This window comes from Limnohabitans sp., from assembly GCF_017848645.1.
GTDB lineage: Bacteria > Pseudomonadota > Gammaproteobacteria > Burkholderiales > Burkholderiaceae_C > Limnohabitans_A.
The window spans coordinates 21,242-39,200 of sequence record NZ_JAFEIF010000049.1 but is presented as its reverse complement, the minus strand read 5'-3'; the positions used below and the strand labels follow the sequence as shown (position 1 = coordinate 39,200).

The following is a 17,959-nucleotide window of genomic DNA, read 5'->3' as shown; positions in this document are numbered from 1 at the left end:
AGATGCCTCGCACTGGACACAAAGGCCTGACCAGCGCCCGTTAGAATGTGGCGACCTTCTTTTGGGCTTCTACCGAGACACCACCATGAGCGACAAAATCATCCCGATCACCCCCATCAACAGCCGCAGCGCCAACATCACCGAGGGCAAATCCCGCGCCCCCAACCGGTCGATGTACTACGCCATGGGCTATGAACAGAGCGATTTCGTCAAACCCATGGTGGGCGTGGCCAACGGGCACAGCACCATCACCCCTTGCAACAGCGGCCTGCAAAAGTTGGCCGATGCCGCCATTGAGGGCATCGAAGCCGCCGGTGGCAACGCCCAAGTCTTTGGCACCCCCACCATCTCGGATGGCATGGCCATGGGCACCGAGGGCATGAAGTACTCGCTCGTGTCGCGCGAGGTGATTGCCGACTGCGTGGAAACCTGCGTGCAAGGCCAGTGGATGGACGGCGTGCTGGTGGTCGGCGGTTGCGACAAAAACATGCCCGGCGGCCTGATGGGCATGCTGCGCGCCAACGTGCCCGCCATTTATGTGTACGGCGGCACCATTTTGCCGGGCCGCTACCAAGGCAAAGACCTGAACATCGTGAGCGTGTTTGAAGCCGTGGGCGAAAACGCTGCAGGTAAGCTGAGCGACGATGACCTGCTCGAGATCGAAAAGCGCGCCATCCCCGGCACGGGTTCGTGCGGCGGCATGTACACCGCCAACACCATGTCTTCGGCTTTCGAGGCGCTGGGCATCTCTTTGCCCTACTCCTCCACCATGGCCAACGTGCACGACGAAAAAGTCGAGTCGGCCAAAGAGTCGGCCCGCGTTTTGGTGGAAGCCATCCGCAAAGGCATCAAGCCACGCGACATCGTGACCCGCAAGTCCATTGAAAACGCTGTGGCCGTGATCATGGCCACCGGCGGCTCCACCAATGCGGTCCTCCACTTCTTGGCCATCGCGCATTGCGCAGGCGTTGAGTGGAGCATTGATGATTTCGAGCGCATCCGCCAGCGCACGCCCGTTTTGTGCGACCTGAAACCCAGCGGCAAAGCATTGGCTGTGGACCTGCATGTGGCCGGTGGTATTCCGCAAGTCATGAAAATTTTGCTCAACGCGGGCTTGTTGCATGGCGACTGCATCACCATCACCGGCCAAACCATTGCCGAAGTGCTCAAAGATGTGCCGGACGCCCCACCCGAGCAAAGCGTGATCCACACCATCGAGAACGCCATGTACAAACAAGGCCACTTGGCCATCTTGAAGGGCAATTTGTCGCCCGAAGGTGCTGTGGCCAAGATCACCGGTCTCAAAAACCCGGTCATCACCGGCCCGGCCCGTGTGTTCGACGACGAGCAATCGGCCCTCGAAGCCATTTTGGCGGGCAAGATCAAAGCCGGCGACGTGATGGTCCTGCGCTACCTCGGCCCCAAAGGCGGCCCCGGCATGCCCGAAATGCTGGCCCCCACGGGCGCCCTGATCGGTGCCGGTCTGGGTGAAAGCGTGGGCCTGATCACCGATGGCCGTTTCTCCGGCGGCACCTGGGGCATGGTGGTGGGCCACGTCGCCCCAGAAGCCGCAGCCGGCGGCACCATCGCATTTGTGCATGAAGGCGACAGCATCACCATCGACGCGCACAAGTTGATTCTGGAACTCAACGTGCCCGAAGCCGAACTGGCCAAGCGCCGCGAAGGCTGGAAAGCCCCAGAGCCCCGTTACACCCGTGGCGTGCAGGCCAAGTTCGCATTCAATGCATCGAGCGCCAGCAAAGGGGCGGTGCTCGACCTGTATTGATGCGTTCTTGACGCCCACAAAAAAGCCGCTGTGAAGCGGCTTTTTTGTGGGTCAATGGTTTTGAAAAACCATCAGGGCCGCCCCAGGCTGCCCGGATCAGGCCATCACAGGCCGATGGCGGCGATACCGGCCTTGGCGATCTGAGCGTCTTCGTTCGACTTGACGCCGCTCACACCGACTGCGCCCAGGCAAAAACCATCTTTCATGATCGGCACGCCACCTTCGAGCATGCCTTGAATGGTCGGGGCCGACAAAAAGGAAGTGCGTCCACCGTTGATCACGTCTTCGTACACCTTGCTCTCGCGGCGACCCAAGGCTGCGGTGTGCGCTTTGGCCGGGGCGATGTGCGCGGACACGGGAGGCGCACCGTCCAGACGGGCAAAGTGCAGCAAATGGCCGCCCGCATCCACAATGGCGATGCTGACTGCCCAATGGTTCTGGAGGGCTTCGGCTTCGGCAGCGGCGGCGATGGCTTTGACATCGGACAGTTCGAGAGAGGACTGAGTTTTCATGGGGATGAGGGTCTGAAGAATGGAAGTCACAAGCATACACGCGCGCCGCCCATCGATTGCTCACCCCCAATGCAAAACTGATTCACCCGGATAACCCCATCAACTGCCGGAAATCCCTGGCTTGTGTACCCCGCCCGGTTGGGGCCTCTACAATGGCCCAACCTTTTTCAAAGGCCTTTTCAGGAGATACACCATGAGCGACCTTCGCACCCTCAATTCCGCTGGCTGGGGCCATGTGGACCTGGCGGCACGCAACCGCGTTCTGCGCAACACCTATTGGCTGCTCGCCCTGAGCATGCTGCCCACTGTGCTGGGCGCTTGGGTTGGCGTGAGCACAGGCATCACCCAATCACTCACCGGCTTTGTGGGCCTGGTGGTGTTTTTGGGCGGTGCATTCGGTTTCATGTTCGCCATCGAGAAAACCAAAAACTCGGCCGCTGGTGTGCCCGTATTGCTGGCCTTCACCTTCTTCATGGGCCTGATGCTCTCGCGCATGATCGCCATGGTGCTCGGCTTCAAAAACGGTGCTGACTTGGTGATGACCGCTTTTGCAGGCACAGCCGGTGTGTTCTTTGTCATGGCCAGCCTGGCCAGCGTCATCAAGCGCGATCTGTCCGGCATGGGCAAATGGCTGTTTGTTGGCGCCATGGTCCTGATGGTGGGCGGCATCATCAACGTGTTTGTGGGCTCCACTGCGGGCATGCTGGTCCTCTCGACCTTGGCCATCGGCATTTTCAGCGCCTTCTTGTTGTATGACCTCAAGCGCATCCTGGATGGCGGCGAGACCAACTACATCAGCGCCACCTTGGCCCTGTACCTGAGCGTCTTCAACATCTTCCAAAGTCTGCTGGCCCTGCTGGGCATCATGGGCGGCGAACGCGACTGATCTGCATTCCTCTCGCAAAAAAGGCTCCCTCCGGAGCCTTTTTTTTGTGCTTGCAGGGGCCCAATAGCCCGCTGCCCATTGCGTGGCCTCAGACCAACTCAAACACCGCCATGCTCTCCACATGGGCGGTGTGCGCAAACATGTTGATCACCCCTGCGGCCACGCAGCGGTAACCGGCGCGGTGCACCAAAATGCCCGCATCCCGGGCCAACGTGGCGGGGTTGCAGCTCACATACACAATGCGCTGGGGTGGTGTCCAGCCTTGGCGCAGGTCCTGGTTTTCGTGCAGCTCGGCCAGCGCTTTGCTCAGGGCAAAGGCGCCTTCGCGCGGCGGGTCGACCAGCCATTTGTCGGCAGTACCGTCGGCCACCAGCATTTCGGGCGTCATCTCGAACAAATTGCGCGCCACAAACTGCGTGGGGGCCAAGGTCTGACCTTCGGGCCGTGTGGCTTGGTTGCGGGCGTAGTTGTCGCGTGAACGCGCCACCAGGGTCTCTGCCCCTTCAATACCCAGCACCTCGCCCGCTTGCGTGGCCAGCGGCAAGGTGAAGTTGCCCAGACCGCAGAACCAGTCGATCACCCGCTCGGTCTTTTGCGCTTGCAGCAAGCGCAGCGCGCGGGCCACCAGCACGCGGTTGATGAAGGGATTCACTTGGGTGAAATCGGTGGGCCGAAATGGCATGGTGATGCCAAAGTCGGGCAGACCGTAACTGAGCTGCGCCCCACCCTCGTCCAGCAAATGCACCGTGTCCGGGCCTTTGGGCTGCAGCCACCACTGCACCTGGTGCTCGGCGGCAAATGCCCGCAGCAGGGCTTTGTCACCCTCGCTCAAGGGTTCCAGGTGGCGCAGCACCAAAGCCGTGACCTCGTCGCCGCAGGCCAGCTCCAGCTGAGGCAGGGTTTCGCGGGCCTCCATCTGGCCGATCAAGGCGCGCAATGGCAGCAGCATGCGGCTGACGTGGGGCGGCAGGACCGGGCAGACTTTCATGTCCGCGATGTAACGGCTTTTGCGCTCGTGGAAACCAATCAGCACTTCGCCTTTCTTGATCACGTAACGCACCGACAGGCGGGCGCGGTAGCGGTAGCCCCAGGTCGGACCCTCGATGGGGCGCAGCATGGTTTCGGCTTTGACTTTGCCCAGGTGCCACAGGTTGTCTTCGAGTACCCGTTGCTTGATGGCCACCTGGGCCGAAGCCTCCAGGTGCTGCATCTTGCAGCCACCGCAGGCCCCCGCATGCAAGCCGAAATGCGGGCAGCCTGGCCGCACACGTTGAGACGACTCGTGGTGGATCTGGGTGACGGTGCCTTGCTCCCAGTTGTTCTTTTTGCGGTGCACGTTGACCGACACCAGCTCAAAAGGCAAAGCGCCTTCGATGAACACGACTTTGCCGTCAGGTCGGCGGGCGATGCCTTGGGCATCCATGTCGAGGGAGCCCACACGCAGCCAGCCCTCGGGCAGGTCGGCGCTGGAGTGGCTGGGTTCGTCGGCGTGGGCTTGGGAAAGGGAAATGTCTGGATCGCTCATGCCCCAATTGTCTCAGGATGTGAGGCCACCCTTGAGGGCCCAGCACACAGTTTCGCTAGGAAACTTCAGGTCCAGGCTTGCAAGTATTCCTGCCAGTGCGGCTCTTGCGGGGCCAAGTTGCCCAACTCGTCCTGGACAAAGGCGATTTCCTGCGCGTACTCTGCCTCGGTGAAGCCGCCGCGCATTTTCTGAAAGCGGCAGTACAGCAAATAGGTGTTCATCACATCGGTTTCGCAGTAGCGCCGAATGTCTTCGGTGTGCCCGGCCTGAAACTGCGCATAGACCTGCGAGCCGTCCATGCCCAGCTTGCCCGGAAAGCCGCACAGCTTGGCCAATGCATCCATGGGTGCATTGTTTTTAGGGGTGTATTTGGCCAGCAAGTCCATCAGGTCCAGGTGGCGCATGTGGTAGCGCGAGATGTAGTTGTTCCACTTGAACTCGCGGTCATCGTCGCCCAGGTCCCAGTACTTGTCGGCCACCACGCCGTGCATCAAACCCCGGTAGTGCAACACCGGCAAATCGAAACCGCTGCCATTCCAGCTGACCAATTGGGGGGCATGCTTTTCAATGGCCTGAAAAAAGGTCTGAACCACTTTGGCTTCGCTGTGGCCATCGCGGTCCACAAAGGAGTGCACGCGCAAACCCTCGGCATTGCGAAACACGCAGCTGATGCACAGGATGCGTTGCAGGTACAGGGGCATGAAATCGCTTTTGCCCTCTGCCGCCCGCTCGGCCTGCCACTGAGCGTGCACCTGCACATCGGTCAAGGCCACGTCATTTGGGTTGAGCCGCCGCCAACCCGCCATGTCGGGGATGGTTTCGATGTCGAACACCAGAACAGGCCAGGGCATGGTTCGAGCCGGCGCTTGTGATGATCGACCCAGCGGCTTGGCGCTTCAGCGCGCAGGCAGGTACTTGGCCGGGTCCACCGGTTTGCCTTGACGGCGGATCTCGAAATGCAGCTTCACGCGGTCGGCGTCTGTTTTGCCCATTTCGGCGATTTTTTGGCCCTTACGCACTTTCTGGTCTTCCTTCACCAGCAAGGCCTGGTTATGGGCATAGGCGGTCAAAAAGGTGTTGTTGTGCTTGAGGATGATCAGGTTGCCATAGCCGCGCAAACCTGCACCGGCATAGACCACCTGGCCATCGGCGGCGGCCAGCACCGGGTCGCCCGCTTTGCCCGCAATGTCCAGGCCCTTGTTTTTGGCCTCGTCAAAGCCAGCGACCACGGTGCCACTAGCGGGCCAGGCAAAACCCAGACCTTCGTCGTTGGCAGACGGTGCGGATGCAGATGTGGGCGCGGGCGCGGGTGCGGGTGCTGCTGCAGGCTTAGCGGATGTCGCCACTTCGGCACTGCCACCGATCGGCTGCACCACCACGCCACTGGCCTCTACTGTGGCGCCCGGTGGGGCTACACGCAAAACCTGCCCCACCTCGATCAAATGGGCGTTGGGCAGGTTGTTCCAGCTGGCCAAATCACGCCATGAGTGGCCATGGTCCAAAGCAATGCGGGTCAAGGTGTCGCCGCGTTGCACGGTGTAATACCCCGGCTTGCCCGCGTTTTCCGCGCCCGGCATGACCTTCACCGTCTCTGCTGCGGGTGCAGCCGCCGGGGCGCTCATTCTGGTGCTGGCACCGCGCGTTTCTACGGGTGCGGGCGCACGCGGGGAGGAGGTACACCCGGCCAACACCAGCAGTGTCAAAGCTGCGAGCCAAAAACGGGAAAATTCACGAAACATCATCCGGTGCCATTCCATCATGCAATCCCCGATTTTAGAGGCACAAAGTGAACCGCCTCCAAGACCTGTCGATCAAAGCCCGTGGCGGTTTTGCGAATCACCACCAGCGCCTGGTGCCCCGAGGCCGTCACCGTGGGGGCCACCAGCCGGGCCCCGACGGCCAACTGGTCCAGCCAGACCGAAGGCACCTCATCACCCCCCGCAGCCGAAATGATCCCGGCATAAGGGGCACCTTTGGGGAAACCCAGCATGCCGTCGCCCAGCAGCAGGTGCACATTGGGCAAGCGAAAAGGCAGCAGGTTTTTTTTGGCTTTTTCGTGCAAGCCGCGCAAGCGCTCGATGCTGTAGACCTCGGTCGCCACCAGGCTGAGCACAGCCGCTTGGTAACCGCAACCGGTGCCAATTTCCAGCACCCGTCCCAGTTTGCCCGGCACATCTTGTCGCAGCAACTCGATCATGCGGGCCACCACATTGGGCTTGGAGATCGTTTGGCCCAAGCCGATGGGCAAGCTGGTGTCTTCGTACGCTTGACCCGCCAAAGCGGTTTCGACAAAACGGTGCCGCTCCACCTGGCCCATGGCCTGCAAAACCCACGGGTCCTGCACGCCCTGCTCGGCCAATTTGGCCACCATGCGCTCGCGCACCGCGCTCGAATCCAGGCCCAAACCGCTGGACACAGGGGTGGCGGGCATGGCTTTAAGCCGCCCCGGCCCAAGGCTGGGCAGCCCATTGCTCGCCACCAGCCCGGCCGCAGGACGTGGATGGGCCTTGGCCACCTGAGGGCTCAAAGAAGCCGAAGACGGGCCCCCACTGGGGGGCAACTTGGCCGGAAAACTGGGCCTGGCTTTCATGCCCCGTCCTGCGACCACAGGCGCGCACAGGTCTGGCTCCAGGCCTGCAAGTGGTCGTGTTCGGTCAAATCCACCTTCAAAGGCGTGACCACCACATGCCCCTGGTCGGCTGCATGGAAATCGGTGCCTGCGCTGTCGTCCATGGCCGCACCGGCTGCGCCAATCCAATACATGGTCTGACCCCTCGGGTCCACCTGCGTGATGACCGGCTCGGCCGCATGCCGCCGCCCGAGGCGACACACCTTGGGCGGCTTGATCTGCGCCAACGGCAAATTGGGGATGTTCACATTCAGCAACCAGGGCCGCGGGCCGATCAGGCTCTGCTGCATCATCTGCTGGACCATTCTGGCCACGGTGCTGGCTGCGGCATCGAGGTGCGCCCAGCCCTTGTCGATTTGCGAGACTGCGATGGCGGGAATGCCAAACAAATACCCCTCCATGGCCGCGCCCACGGTGCCCGAGTACAAGGTGTCGTCACCCATGTTGGCCCCGTTGTTGATGCCCGAGATCACGAGATCCGGGCGATAGCCCAACAAACCCGTCAAAGCGATGTGCACACAGTCAGCGGGCGTGCCATTGACGTAGCGAAACCCATTGTCGGCCCGGTTCACATACAGCGGCGTGTGCAGGGTCAGGGCATTGGATTTGGCGCTGTTGTTGTGCTCTGGGGCCACCACTTCGACATCGGCCATGTCCTTGAGCGCGTTGTACAAGGCCACAATGCCCTCGGCCCGAAAGCCATCGTCGTTGGAGATCAGGATTTTCATAGTTGAGCGTTTGTTCAATCGGTCATTGTAGGGGGATGCCCCAGGTGCACGGGCCCACCCGTTAAAGGCCACGATGGCGGCCAAAACGGTGGCGCTCGGGCCCTGCGCAGGCGGTCGCTAGGGGGACACGAAGGTCAGCGCCTGAATGCCTAAGATCATCATTTTTGATTCCTGATTTCATTTGGAGACACGGCATGCATGCTTGGCTTTGCGAGAACCCCACGGGCGTTGACGCCCTCACCTGGAAAGAACTGCCCACCCCGACACCCGGACCGGGCCAGGTGCTCATTCAGATTGAGGCGGCCAGCCTGAATTTCCCCGACCTGCTGATCGTGCAAAACAAGTACCAGATGAAGCCCGAGTTGCCCTTTGTGCCGGGCTCGGAATACGCGGGCACGGTGCAGGCTGTCGGTGAAGGCGTGACGCACATCAAAGTTGGACAAAGCGTCGCCTGCCTGTCGGGCACGGGTGGCTTTGGCACCCACACCCTGGCCCCGGCCAAACTGTGCATGCCTTTGCCCGCCGGTTTTCCGGCCACCGATGGCGCTGCCTTCATCATGACCTACGCCACCTCGCACCATGCGCTGGTGGACCGTGCAGCCCTCAAAGCGGGAGAGACCGTGCTGGTGCTGGGCGCTGCAGGCGGCGTGGGCACAGCGGCCATCCAGATAGCCAAAGCCATGGGGGCCAAAGTGATTGCGGCGGCATCGACCGACGAAAAATGCGCCCTGTGCACCACACTGGGGGCCGATGCCACCATCAACTACAGCACACAAAACCTGCGCGAAGCCCTGAAAACCCTCACCGAAGGCAAAGGCCCCGACGTGGTGTACGACCCCGTGGGTGGCGATCTGGCCGAACCCGCTTTCCGCTCGATTGCTTGGCGTGGGCGCTACCTGGTGGTGGGCTTCGCAGGCGGCCCCATCCCCTCGCTGCCGCTGAACCTGCCCTTGCTCAAGGGCGCATCCTTGGTCGGTGTGTTTTGGGGCGACTTTGCTAAACGCGAACCCCAAGCCAACGCGGCCATGATGGGCGAACTGGCCCAGTGGTACGGCCAAGGCAAGATCAAACCCGTGCTGGACCGCACCCTGCCCATGAGCGAGCTCAAAGCCGCTTACGCCCTGATGGGTTCGCGCAGCGTTAAAGGCAAACTGGTGATGGTCAACTGATGGACTGAAAACTGCCCCCAGGCGAGGGGCAGTGCCCAAGAAAAAAGCCCGTGAGACGAATCTCACGGGCTTGGTTCTGGCGGAAACGGAGGGATTCGAACCCTCGATGAGGCTCTACACCCCATACTCCCTTAGCAGGGGAGCACCTTCGGCCACTCGGTCACGTTTCCAGTGGGTCAGATTATAGCTTACGCTTGGTCAAGATCGAAGGCTTTGTGCAGGGCGCGCACGGCCAATTCCATGTATTTTTCGTCGATCACGACCGAGGTCTTGATTTCGGAAGTCGAGATCATCTGGATGTTGATGCCCTCTTCGCTCAGGCTGCGGAACATCTTGCTGGCCACGCCCACATGGCTGCGCATGCCGATGCCGACGATGGACACTTTGCAAATCTTGGCGTCGCCCAACACTTCGGCCGCACCCAATGAGGGCAGCACTTTTTCCTTGAGCAGGTCGATGGTCTTGGCGTAGTCGTTGCGGTGCACGGTGAAGCTGAAGTCGGTCTTGCCGTCTTTGCTCAGGTTCTGGATGATCACATCGACTTCGATGTTGGCATCGGCCACAGCGCCCAGAATTTGGTAGGCGATGCCGGGCTTGTCGGGCACGCCCAACACGGAGATTTTGGCTTCGTCGCGGTTGAATGCGATGCCGGAAACGACGGCTTGTTCCATTTGTTCGTCTTCCTCAAAAGTGATCAGGGTGCCGGATGCGGCTTCTTCGTTGATGTCGATGTCCCAGGGCGTGAAGCTCGAGAGCACACGCATGGGCACTTTGTACTTGCCCGCAAATTCCACCGAGCGGATTTGCAGGACCTTGGAGCCGAGCGAGGCCATCTCCAGCATTTCTTCAAAGCTCACGGTGTGCAGGCGTCGGGCTTCGGGCACCACGCGCGGGTCGGTGGTGTAGACACCGTCCACGTCGGTGTAGATCAGGCACTCGTCGGCTTTCATGGCAGCAGCCACGGCCACCGCCGAGGTGTCAGAGCCGCCACGGCCGAGCGTGGTGATGTTGCCCTCGCTGTCCACACCCTGGAAGCCGGTGATGATGACCACTTTGCCTGCGGCGAGGTCGGCGCGCACACGGACGTCGTCGATCGATTCGATGCGGGCCTTGGTGTAGGCATCGTTGGTCTTGATGGCCACTTGCCAACCGGCATAACTGACCGAGGGCTGGCCTTCGGATTGCAGCGCAATGGCCAGCAATGCAGACGATGCCTGCTCGCCCGTGGAGGCCAGCATGTCGAGTTCGCGGCTGTAGGCGGTGTCGGGCTTGGCGGGGGCCAGCTCTTTGGCCAAGCCCAGCAAGCGGTTGGTCTCACCGCTCATGGCGCTGGGCACCACCACGATCTGGTGGCCAGCACGGGCCCATTTGGCCACGCGCTTGGCGACATTGCGGATGCGCTCGGTCGAGCCCATCGAGGTGCCGCCGTATTTGTGAACGATCAAAGCCATGTGTAGTTTGGGTAAAAGAAAAAAGCGGATGCGGCGCTGCAAAGCATTCGGACGCCGCACTCCCGGCGTTCAAAAGGGGGTTGAGCCCCCAGCAAAACCTGTCAATTGTAGCAACCGGGCTGACGCGTACATGACCCGGCAGGCCCGGCGGCCAGGCTTGTCCAACCGCTGGGGCCAGCTCGCACGGCCCCGCGCATGGGCCAGGGGTCTCAGGCACCCACAAATGACAAACTGGGGCCGTCGCGCTCGACAAAGCCCTGCCCTACTTTCAGATGCAAACGGTGCCCCCGCGTGGTGCAGGCCGCCACCTGGTCGAGCAGCTCGTGCAGTTGCGCGGTGCTGGGCGTGGTGGCATGGCACTGCCGCAGCCAGTGGCGCAACACCAGCGCTTGGCGGGCACGGCTGAGCTGCTGCAGGGCCTGGATGCGTGGGGGCACACCCACTTGCGCCAGATCTTGCGCCGCCACTTCGTTCAACACCTCTTGCGCTTGCGCAGCATGGGCGGCGCTGCGGGCAAAGGTCTCGCGAAAAGCGGGCAGGGCCTGGGCCAGCGCGGGCAAGACGCGGGCGCGGATGCGGTTGCGGGTGAACTTCTCGTCCGTGTTGCTGGAGTCTTCCACCCAGCCTTGTCCTTGGCTTTGCAGCCATTCACGCAGGCTCACACCCGGCACAGCCAGCCACGGGCGGTGCCAGGCCAGGCCCTGCCGCTGCCAGTTCGCGGGCATGCTGGCCAAACCGGGCAGGCCTGCGCCACGCGACAAGGCAATCAACAAGGTTTCGATCTGGTCATCGGCGTGCTGGGCCAAGGCGACATCGCGCACCTCGGGCCATTCGGTCTTAACGGCTTCGGCCAGCGCGGCATAACGGGCTTGGCGCGCAGCGTCTTCGGGGCTTTGGCCCGGTGCGTGGCCCGCCTGCACTCTGCGCACGGCCAGTGGCACCCCCAGGGCCAGACACAGTGCTTGGCAATGCGCCTCAAAGCCATCGGCAGCGGCCTGCAGGCCGTGGTGGATGTGCACCGCCCTCACCTGCCCGGGCCATCGACGGGCACAGGCCAGGAGCAGCGCAGTGGAGTCGGCTCCGCCACTGAACGCGACCGCAAAAGGAAGGCCCGGGCTGAAACCAGCCAGGGCCTGTTCGGGGGTGGGTGAGCGCTGTGCTGCCATGGGTAAAGCCTGCGGCTGCGCAGCGGGTATCACAACCGATTTACTTGCCCGCTTTGGTGTCGGTGAAGCGGCCGTAGCTGTTGAGGCGCTCATAGCGGCGCTCGAGCAGTTCTTTGGGTTTGAGGTCGGCCACCTGACGCCAGGCATCGCCCAAAGCGCGCTTGAGGAAAGACACCATCTGATCCGTGTCGCGGTGCGCACCGCCCACAGGTTCGTTGACGATTTTGTCCACCAGACCCAAGGCCTTGAGGCGGTGGGCGGTGATGCCCAGGGCATCGGCCGCCACTTCGGCCTTTTCGCTGGTTTTCCACAAAATGGAGGCACAACCTTCGGGGCTGATGACCGAATAGACCGAGTACTGCAGCATCAAGACCTGGTCGGCCACCGAAATGGCCAAAGCCCCGCCGGAGCCGCCTTCGCCAATGATGGTGGTGATGATCGGCACTTCGAGCTGGGCCATCTCAAAGATGTTGCGGCCAATGGCCTCTGATTGACCGCGCTCTTCGGCGTCAATGCCGGGGTAGGCGCCTGGCGTATCGACAAAGGTGAAGACGGGCAGCTTGAATTTTTCGGCGGTCTTCATGAGGCGCAGCGCTTTGCGGTAGCCCTCGGGTTTGCTCATGCCAAAGTTGCGCAGCGTGCGCTCTTTGGTGTCGCGCCCTTTTTGTTGGCCCAGCACCATGCAGGCCTGACCATTGAAGCGGGCCAGGCCGCCCACGATCGACAAATCGTCGGCAAAGTGGCGGTCGCCGTGCATCTCGACAAAGTCAGTGAAGATGCCGTTGATGTAGTCCAACGTGTAAGGACGCTCTGGGTGGCGCGAGATTTTGGTGACCTGCCAGGGGCTCAGGTCGCTGTAAATGTCTTTGGTCAGTTGCTGGCTTTTTTTGCTCAGCTGATCGATTTCGAGGGTGATGTCCACCGCCGACTCGGTCTGCACATAACGCAATTCTTCGATCTTGGCTTCGAGTTCGGCAACGGGTTGCTCAAAGTCGAGAAATGTTTTTTTGGCCAAGTTGGACTCCTCTCTGTTCAGTTTCCGGGTGGACGCGGTGTCCAGCCCCTCAATACGCCACCGGCACGGGGTCCAGCGAGCGCCAAATATACCAAGTTGCCACGGTCGAATACGGGCTCCAGGCCTGAGCGACCTCGCGGGCGTCGCTGCGGCTAACAGGCTCGCCCGAGAAATAGTTGCGGCTGATGCCGTTGATCAGCCCCACATCATCGAGCGGCAGCACATTGGGCCGCAGCAGGTGAAAGATCAGGAACATCTCGGCCGTCCAACGGCCAATGCCGCGAATTGCCACCAGCTCATCGATGATGGCCTCGTCGTCCATCTCTTGCCAGGCCTTGACGTGCACCGTGCCCGAGCTGAAGTGCACCGCCAGATCGACCAGGTACTCGACCTTGCGGGCCGACAAACCGGCCGCGCGCATGTCGTCCACTTTGAGTTTCAGCACGGCGCCAGGCGTGAGCCGTTTGGACAAGGCTGAAAACCGGTCCCACACCGATTGGGCGGCCTTGACCGAAATTTGCTGGCCCACGATGGAGCGCGCCAGCGTCACAAAAGCATCGCCCCGGGTCTCCAAAATGGCATCGCCAAATTGGGGAATGAGCTTTTTCATGACCCGGTCTTTTTTGGCCAGGTGCGCACAGGCCTCGGCCCAATAAGCGGGCGTGACAGGGATCACCTCCAGGCTGGGGCTGAGCGTCACTGCGCCGACTCCCAGGTCGTGCCTGCGGCCGAGTCCTTGAGCACAATGCCTTGCGCCAGCAAATCGTTGCGGATGCGGTCGGCTTCGGCAAAGTTCTTGGCCTTTTTGGCGTCCGCTCGGGCCTGAATCTGGGCCTGAATGGCCGCCTCATCCAAACCGGCCCCTGCCTGCAGGTACACCGTCGGGTCGGTTTGCAGCAAACCGAGCAAGCCGCCCAAGGCTTTGAGCAAGCCCGAACGCTCGGCCGAGCCGCTGCGGTTGACCTCGCCTGCCAATTCAAACAGCACGGCCACCGCCTCGGGCGTGCCGAAGTCTTCGTCCATGGCGGCTTTGAAGCGAGCGGCCAAAGGGTCGGACCAGTTGATTTGCACCTCGGCTGGCGGCACAGCCTGAAGCGCGGTGTACAGGCGCTTCAAAGCGCCCTTGGCGTCATTCAGGTGCACATCGCTGTAGTTGAGCGAGCTGCGGTAATGGCTGCGCACAATGAAAAAGCGCACCGTCTCGGCATCGAACTCCTTGAGCACATCACGGATGGTGAAGAAGTTGCCCAGGCTCTTGGACATCTTTTCGTTGTCCACATTGATGAAGCCGTTGTGCATCCAAAAACGCGCCAAAGGCTGGCCGTTGGCGCCTTCACTTTGGGCAATTTCGTTTTCGTGGTGCGGAAACTGCAGGTCGGCCCCGCCGCCGTGGATGTCAAAGGTCTGACCCAGCAGCTCGCAGGCCATGGCCGAGCACTCGATGTGCCAGCCAGGACGGCCTGTGCCAAAGGGACTGGCCCATTTCACGTCTTCCGGCTCGGTGGGTTTGGCGCTCTTCCAGAGCACAAAGTCCAGCGGGTCTTGTTTGTCTGTTTCTACGGCCACGCGCTCGCCCGCGTTCAATTCGTCCAGCGACTTGCCGGACAACTTGCCGTAACCGGCAAACTTGCGCACCGAATAGTTCACGTCGCCATTGCCCGCGCGGTAGGCCAGGCCCTTTTGCTCCAGCGTGCCGATCATGCTCAGCATCTGGGGCACGAAGTCGGTGGCGCGGGGCTCGTGCTGGGGGCGCTCAATCCCCAGGGCATCGGCGTCCTGGTGAAGCGCGTCGATCATGCGGTCGGTCAAGCCGCGGATGGTTTCGCCGTTTTCCAGGGCGCGTTTGATGATCTTGTCGTCGATGTCGGTCACGTTGCGCACATAGGTGACCTTGTAGCCACTGGCTTTGAGCCAACGCTGCACCACATCGAACGCGATCATCGAGCGGGCGTGGCCCAAGTGGCACAGGTCGTACACGGTCATGCCGCACACATACATGCGCACATGGCCGGGCTCGGCCGGAGAAAAATCGGAAACAGCACGGCTGAGCGTGTTGAAAATGCGCAAACTCATGTCAGATCGAAAAAATGGCGGTCAACAAAAGCCGCTTGGGGTGCTGTGCACCCGGGGCCGTGGGGACAGGCAACGGCGGCAAAACGGCTCAAAAAAAGCCAGCGCGCACGGGGCTGGCGGCACCTTTCGGCACACGGAAAACCGCTGGGGGCTCCGCTACAATGACCGCTCAGTATATCCCCGAGCCAAGGCCTGTGGTGCTCTTTTTGAGTCGGCCTTTGCCACCCCCAGCGGCTCGGTAGCGTCTTTTTTCACCCCCCTCTTTCTTTGGGCACGCATGCGAACCTGGCTCAGTTGGATGGCTTTTTGCACCCTGTGGACTTGCAGCCTCGGCGTGCGGGCCGACGTGTACACCGATGTCAACGCCTTGGTGCAAAGCGGCCAATGGGCGCAGGCCCAGGCCTTGGCAGAGGCCCGGCTGAAAACCGCGCCCACCGACCCCCAAATGCGCCTCTTGCAAAGCCATATCCAGACCGGCCTGGGCCAAACCCAGGCGGCCATGGACACGCTGCGCACCCTGACCCAGTCTTACCCCGAATTGCCGGAACCCCACAACAACCTGGCGGCCTTGCTGGTGCGTGAGAACCGCCTCGACGAGGCGCTGGCCGCTTTGCAAGCGGCCATCAGGGCGCGGCCGGACTACGCGCTGGCCCTGGAAAATCTGGGCGATCTGCACCTGGCGCTGGCCGCTCAGGCTTTCGCGCGGGCTCGGGTTGTAACACCTGCGCAGACCCGATTGCAAACCAAGCAACTGGCCACCGAACAGGTGATGCGCACCCCCTGAAACCCGTCCCCGCCCGGAATCGCTTGCCTTAAGACCTGGCCCACCACCGATCAACCTCTCATGCCTTCAACCATGTCGTCTCTGAACCACCACCGCCGCTGGGCCGCCCTGGCCCTGAGCCTGAGCTTGCTGGCCCCTTGGGGCGCACAGGCCCAAAACCCCAGCACGCCATCGAACACGCCCAAGGTGCGCATCAGCACCTCCATGGGTGACATCGAAGCCGAGCTGTACGCCGACAAGGCCCCCAAAACCGTGGCCAACTTTCTGCAATATGTGAACGACAAGCACTACGAGGGCACGATTTTTCACCGGGTGATTGCCGGCTTCATGGTGCAAGGCGGTGGCTTTGATGCCCAGTACAAAGAAAAGAAAACACGCGCGCCTGTCCCACACGAGGGACGACAAGCACTGGCTGGCGGTCTGAAAAACACCACCGGCACGCTGGCCATGGCCCGCACCAACGACCCGCAATCGGCCACCGCGCAGTTTTTCATCAACGTGGTGGACAACGCCTTTCTGGACCCCACCCCGATCCCTGACGGTGACCCGGTCGCCAAATTTCAATACCAGGGCCGCGTCTACGAAAACGTGGCCCGCGCCCAACTGCTGAACGCACCCCAGCTGTTCGGCTACACCGTTTTTGGCAAAGTCACGTCCGGCATGGACGTGGTCCAAAAAATCCGCAACACGCCCACGGGCGCAGGCGGCCCCTTCCCGACCGATGTGCCCCGCACGCCGGTTGTCATCCAATCCATCACTTTGTTGAAGTAACACCATGAGCAACCCACAAGTCGAACTGCACATCACCGGCTACGGTGTCATCACCCTCGAACTGGACGCTGAAAAAGCCCCCAAGTCGACCGAAAACTTTCTGGCCTATGTGAACAAGGGCCACTACAACAACACGATTTTTCACCGCGTGATCCCGGGCTTCATGGTCCAGGGCGGCGGCTTTGAGCCCGGCATGAGCCAAAAGCCCACCGATGCCACGATCGAAAACGAAGCCAACAACGGCCTGAAAAACGACGAGTACACCGTGGCCATGGCCCGCACCTCGGCACCCCACTCCGCTTCCTCGCAGTTCTTCATCAACGTCGCCAAAAACGACTTTTTGAACCACACCGCCCCTTCCATGCAAGGCTGGGGCTATGCCGTGTTCGGCAAAGTGGTCAAGGGCACCGAAGTGGTCGACCAGATCAAAGGCGTGAAAACCGGCAACCGAGGCGGCCACGGTGACGTGCCCAAAGAGGACGTCGTGATCGAAAAAGCCGTCGCACTGTGATGGGCTGAGCCTTGTCCGCTGACCCGCGCACCACAGCCCCAACCCTCGGTCGGCTGACTGCGCCAGCGGCATGGCAAACCGTGGACCTGATCTCGGACCTGCATTTGCAGGCTTCCGAGATGGCCACGTTTGAGGCGTGGCGGGACTACATGGCCCGCACCACCGCCGATGCGGTGCTGATCCTGGGGGACCTGTTTGAAGGCTGGGGGGGCGACGATGCCGCCGAGGCAGACCCTTTTTTGCAAAGCTGCGCGCAGGTTTTGCGCCAAACCGCGCAGCGCTTGCATGTGGCCTTCATGCCCGGTAACCGGGATTTCCTGGTGGGGCCGGCCTTCTTGTCCGATTGCGGCGTACACGCCTTGAGCGACCCTTGTTTGCTGCAGTGGGGCGCGCAGCGCATGGTGCTCAGCCACGGGGATGCCCTGTGCCTGGACGACCGCGCCTACCAAGCCTTTCGCCAGCAGGTGCGCAGTGCCGACTGGCAAACCGAATTTTTGGCCAAACCCTTGCACGAGCGCTTGGCGCTGGCCCGCGCCATGCGCACACAAAGTGAATCGCAAAAATACAGCGGCGCGGTCTACGCCGATGCCGACGCGATCATGGCTTTGAATTGGCTCCATGCCGCCGGCGCAAATCGCCTGGTGCATGGCCACACGCACCAGCCTGCCGACCACCCGCTGGGCACGGGGCTCAGGCATGTGCTGAGCGACTGGTCGCTGGACCACGCGCCGCACAGGGCCCAAGTGTTCAGAATGCAGCGCGGTGGTGATTTCACCCGTTTGGACCTGACGCCAACCACCAACAGCACTTTGTAGGCCTTCAAGCCCGGCACTCAGCCTGCGCGCCTTCTGGCTTTGGATGCGCTGCTACCCGACACGCAGACATATAGGACCATCAAGGCCCGACTTATGGCCGAGGTCGCGCCACAGCGAGCACGTGGCTGTCGATCAGCC

18 protein-coding genes and 1 tRNA gene are annotated in these 17,959 nt (G+C 61.8%); 7 read left to right on the top strand and 12 right to left on the bottom strand.

Translation table 11 applies throughout. The features are described 5' to 3' along the window. The first annotated feature begins 85 nt into the window (after window positions 1-85). Window positions 86-1,786: a dihydroxy-acid dehydratase gene (gene ilvD / locus QZ190_RS11275; protein WP_291916294.1), complete on the top strand. Its 1,701-nt coding sequence runs from the start codon at window positions 86-88 to the stop codon at window positions 1,784-1,786. A gap of 104 nt (window positions 1,787-1,890) precedes the next feature. On the opposite strand, the gene QZ190_RS11270 is transcribed toward ilvD, so the two are convergent. After that, window positions 1,891-2,298: a heme-binding protein gene (locus QZ190_RS11270; protein ID WP_291916291.1), complete on the bottom strand. Its 408-nt coding sequence runs from the start codon at window positions 2,296-2,298 to the stop codon at window positions 1,891-1,893. A 193-nt stretch (window positions 2,299-2,491) separates the two neighbouring features. Here QZ190_RS11270 and QZ190_RS11265 point away from each other — a divergent pair, with 193 nt between their 5' ends. Continuing rightward, the gene (locus tag QZ190_RS11265; protein ID WP_291916288.1) at window positions 2,492-3,184 is read left to right on the top strand and encodes a Bax inhibitor-1/YccA family protein; all 693 of its coding nucleotides are present in this window, start codon (window positions 2,492-2,494) and stop codon (window positions 3,182-3,184) included. Window positions 3,185-3,272: 88 nt separating this feature from the next. Here the strand turns inward: QZ190_RS11265 and rlmD are convergent, their stop codons facing one another. The 5 genes from rlmD to surE all read right to left on the bottom strand — a co-directional run bounded on the left by rlmD (window position 3,273) and on the right by surE (window position 8,066). Then, window positions 3,273-4,709: a 23S rRNA (uracil(1939)-C(5))-methyltransferase RlmD gene (gene rlmD / locus QZ190_RS11260; protein ID WP_291916285.1), complete on the bottom strand. Its 1,437-nt coding sequence runs from the start codon at window positions 4,707-4,709 to the stop codon at window positions 3,273-3,275. Between the two features lie 65 nt (window positions 4,710-4,774). Continuing rightward, window positions 4,775-5,560 carry a 3'-5' exonuclease gene (locus tag QZ190_RS11255; protein WP_291916282.1) on the bottom strand — a complete coding sequence of 262 codons (786 nt, stop codon included), beginning with the start codon at window positions 5,558-5,560 and terminating at the stop codon, window positions 4,775-4,777. A 45-nt stretch (window positions 5,561-5,605) separates the two neighbouring features. Further along, the gene (locus QZ190_RS11250) at window positions 5,606-6,451 is read right to left on the bottom strand and encodes a peptidoglycan DD-metalloendopeptidase family protein (protein WP_291916279.1); all 846 of its coding nucleotides are present in this window, start codon (window positions 6,449-6,451) and stop codon (window positions 5,606-5,608) included. Between the two features lie 14 nt (window positions 6,452-6,465). Continuing rightward, window positions 6,466-7,140, bottom strand: a complete 675-nt coding sequence (locus QZ190_RS11245) for a protein-L-isoaspartate(D-aspartate) O-methyltransferase (RefSeq protein WP_291916408.1) — start codon at window positions 7,138-7,140, stop codon at window positions 6,466-6,468. Between the two features lie 155 nt (window positions 7,141-7,295). Beyond that, on the bottom strand, window positions 7,296-8,066 hold the full coding sequence (gene surE / locus QZ190_RS11240) for a 5'/3'-nucleotidase SurE (protein ID WP_291916277.1): 771 nt from the start codon (window positions 8,064-8,066) through the stop codon (window positions 7,296-7,298). 194 nt (window positions 8,067-8,260) lie between these two features. Here surE and QZ190_RS11235 point away from each other — a divergent pair, with 194 nt between their 5' ends. After that, window positions 8,261-9,235: an NADPH:quinone oxidoreductase family protein gene (locus QZ190_RS11235; protein WP_291916274.1), complete on the top strand. Its 975-nt coding sequence runs from the start codon at window positions 8,261-8,263 to the stop codon at window positions 9,233-9,235. A 77-nt stretch (window positions 9,236-9,312) separates the two neighbouring features. On the opposite strand, the gene QZ190_RS11230 is transcribed toward QZ190_RS11235, so the two are convergent. The 6 genes from QZ190_RS11230 to cysS form a co-directional block, all read right to left on the bottom strand. Further along, window positions 9,313-9,405: transfer RNA gene (locus tag QZ190_RS11230), tRNA-Ser, on the bottom strand. An 18-nt stretch (window positions 9,406-9,423) separates the two neighbouring features. Further along, the gene (locus tag QZ190_RS11225) at window positions 9,424-10,686 is read right to left on the bottom strand and encodes an aspartate kinase (protein WP_291916271.1); all 1,263 of its coding nucleotides are present in this window, start codon (window positions 10,684-10,686) and stop codon (window positions 9,424-9,426) included. Window positions 10,687-10,895: 209 nt separating this feature from the next. Beyond that, window positions 10,896-11,852 carry a tRNA lysidine(34) synthetase TilS gene (tilS, locus tag QZ190_RS11220; RefSeq protein WP_291916267.1) on the bottom strand — a complete coding sequence of 319 codons (957 nt, stop codon included), beginning with the start codon at window positions 11,850-11,852 and terminating at the stop codon, window positions 10,896-10,898. 40 nt (window positions 11,853-11,892) lie between these two features. Next, window positions 11,893-12,867, bottom strand: a complete 975-nt coding sequence (locus QZ190_RS11215) for an acetyl-CoA carboxylase carboxyltransferase subunit alpha (RefSeq protein WP_291916264.1) — start codon at window positions 12,865-12,867, stop codon at window positions 11,893-11,895. A gap of 49 nt (window positions 12,868-12,916) precedes the next feature. Beyond that, on the bottom strand, window positions 12,917-13,567 hold the full coding sequence (locus QZ190_RS11210) for a DNA-3-methyladenine glycosylase 2 family protein (RefSeq protein WP_291916261.1): 651 nt from the start codon (window positions 13,565-13,567) through the stop codon (window positions 12,917-12,919). Further along, the gene (gene cysS / locus QZ190_RS11205) at window positions 13,564-14,940 is read right to left on the bottom strand and encodes a cysteine--tRNA ligase (protein ID WP_291916259.1); all 1,377 of its coding nucleotides are present in this window, start codon (window positions 14,938-14,940) and stop codon (window positions 13,564-13,566) included. The genes QZ190_RS11210 and cysS overlap by 4 nt, the downstream gene beginning before the upstream one ends. Before the next feature lie 277 nt (window positions 14,941-15,217). Between cysS and QZ190_RS11200 the strand changes: the two genes are divergently transcribed. Genes QZ190_RS11200 through QZ190_RS11185 form a run of 4 tightly spaced genes read left to right on the top strand, consistent with a single transcriptional unit; the run spans window position 15,218 to window position 17,821 of the window. Further along, window positions 15,218-15,724, top strand: coding sequence for a tetratricopeptide repeat protein (locus tag QZ190_RS11200; protein WP_291916256.1), 507 nt, complete (start codon window positions 15,218-15,220; stop codon window positions 15,722-15,724). A gap of 60 nt (window positions 15,725-15,784) precedes the next feature. Beyond that, window positions 15,785-16,495, top strand: a complete 711-nt coding sequence (locus QZ190_RS11195) for a peptidylprolyl isomerase (protein WP_291916253.1) — start codon at window positions 15,785-15,787, stop codon at window positions 16,493-16,495. Between the two features lie 4 nt (window positions 16,496-16,499). Continuing rightward, a complete protein-coding gene (locus QZ190_RS11190; RefSeq protein WP_108331612.1) occupies window positions 16,500-17,006 on the top strand; it encodes a peptidylprolyl isomerase in 507 nt (168 codons plus the stop codon). An 11-nt stretch (window positions 17,007-17,017) separates the two neighbouring features. After that, entirely contained in the window at window positions 17,018-17,821 is an 804-nt protein-coding gene (locus QZ190_RS11185; protein WP_291916245.1) for a UDP-2,3-diacylglucosamine diphosphatase, read from the top strand. Window positions 17,822-17,959 lie beyond the last annotated feature (138 nt).

Excerpts from the sequence above, each read along its gene's own strand:
- QZ190_RS11270 (WP_291916291.1), bottom strand. The coding sequence starts at position 2,298 with ATGAAAACTCAGTCCTCTCTCGAACTGTCCGATGTCAAAGCCATCGCC.
- QZ190_RS11235 (WP_291916274.1), top strand. The coding sequence starts at position 8,261 with ATGCATGCTTGGCTTTGCGAGAACCCCACGGGCGTTGACGCCCTCACC.
- QZ190_RS11195 (WP_291916253.1), top strand. The coding sequence starts at position 15,785 with ATGCCTTCAACCATGTCGTCTCTGAACCACCACCGCCGCTGGGCCGCC.
- QZ190_RS11190 (WP_108331612.1), top strand. The coding sequence starts at position 16,500 with ATGAGCAACCCACAAGTCGAACTGCACATCACCGGCTACGGTGTCATC.
- QZ190_RS11265 (WP_291916288.1), top strand. The coding sequence starts at position 2,492 with ATGAGCGACCTTCGCACCCTCAATTCCGCTGGCTGGGGCCATGTGGAC.
- QZ190_RS11200 (WP_291916256.1), top strand. The coding sequence starts at position 15,218 with ATGCGAACCTGGCTCAGTTGGATGGCTTTTTGCACCCTGTGGACTTGC.
- QZ190_RS11245 (WP_291916408.1), bottom strand. The coding sequence starts at position 7,140 with ATGCCCGCCACCCCTGTGTCCAGCGGTTTGGGCCTGGATTCGAGCGCG.
- rlmD (WP_291916285.1), bottom strand. The coding sequence starts at position 4,709 with ATGAGCGATCCAGACATTTCCCTTTCCCAAGCCCACGCCGACGAACCC.
- tilS (WP_291916267.1), bottom strand. The coding sequence starts at position 11,852 with ATGGCAGCACAGCGCTCACCCACCCCCGAACAGGCCCTGGCTGGTTTC.
- QZ190_RS11255 (WP_291916282.1), bottom strand. The coding sequence starts at position 5,560 with ATGCCCTGGCCTGTTCTGGTGTTCGACATCGAAACCATCCCCGACATG.
- cysS (WP_291916259.1), bottom strand. The coding sequence starts at position 14,940 with ATGAGTTTGCGCATTTTCAACACGCTCAGCCGTGCTGTTTCCGATTTT.
- ilvD (WP_291916294.1), top strand. The coding sequence starts at position 86 with ATGAGCGACAAAATCATCCCGATCACCCCCATCAACAGCCGCAGCGCC.
- QZ190_RS11250 (WP_291916279.1), bottom strand. The coding sequence starts at position 6,451 with ATGATGTTTCGTGAATTTTCCCGTTTTTGGCTCGCAGCTTTGACACTG.
- surE (WP_291916277.1), bottom strand. The coding sequence starts at position 8,066 with ATGAAAATCCTGATCTCCAACGACGATGGCTTTCGGGCCGAGGGCATT.
- QZ190_RS11225 (WP_291916271.1), bottom strand. The coding sequence starts at position 10,686 with ATGGCTTTGATCGTTCACAAATACGGCGGCACCTCGATGGGCTCGACC.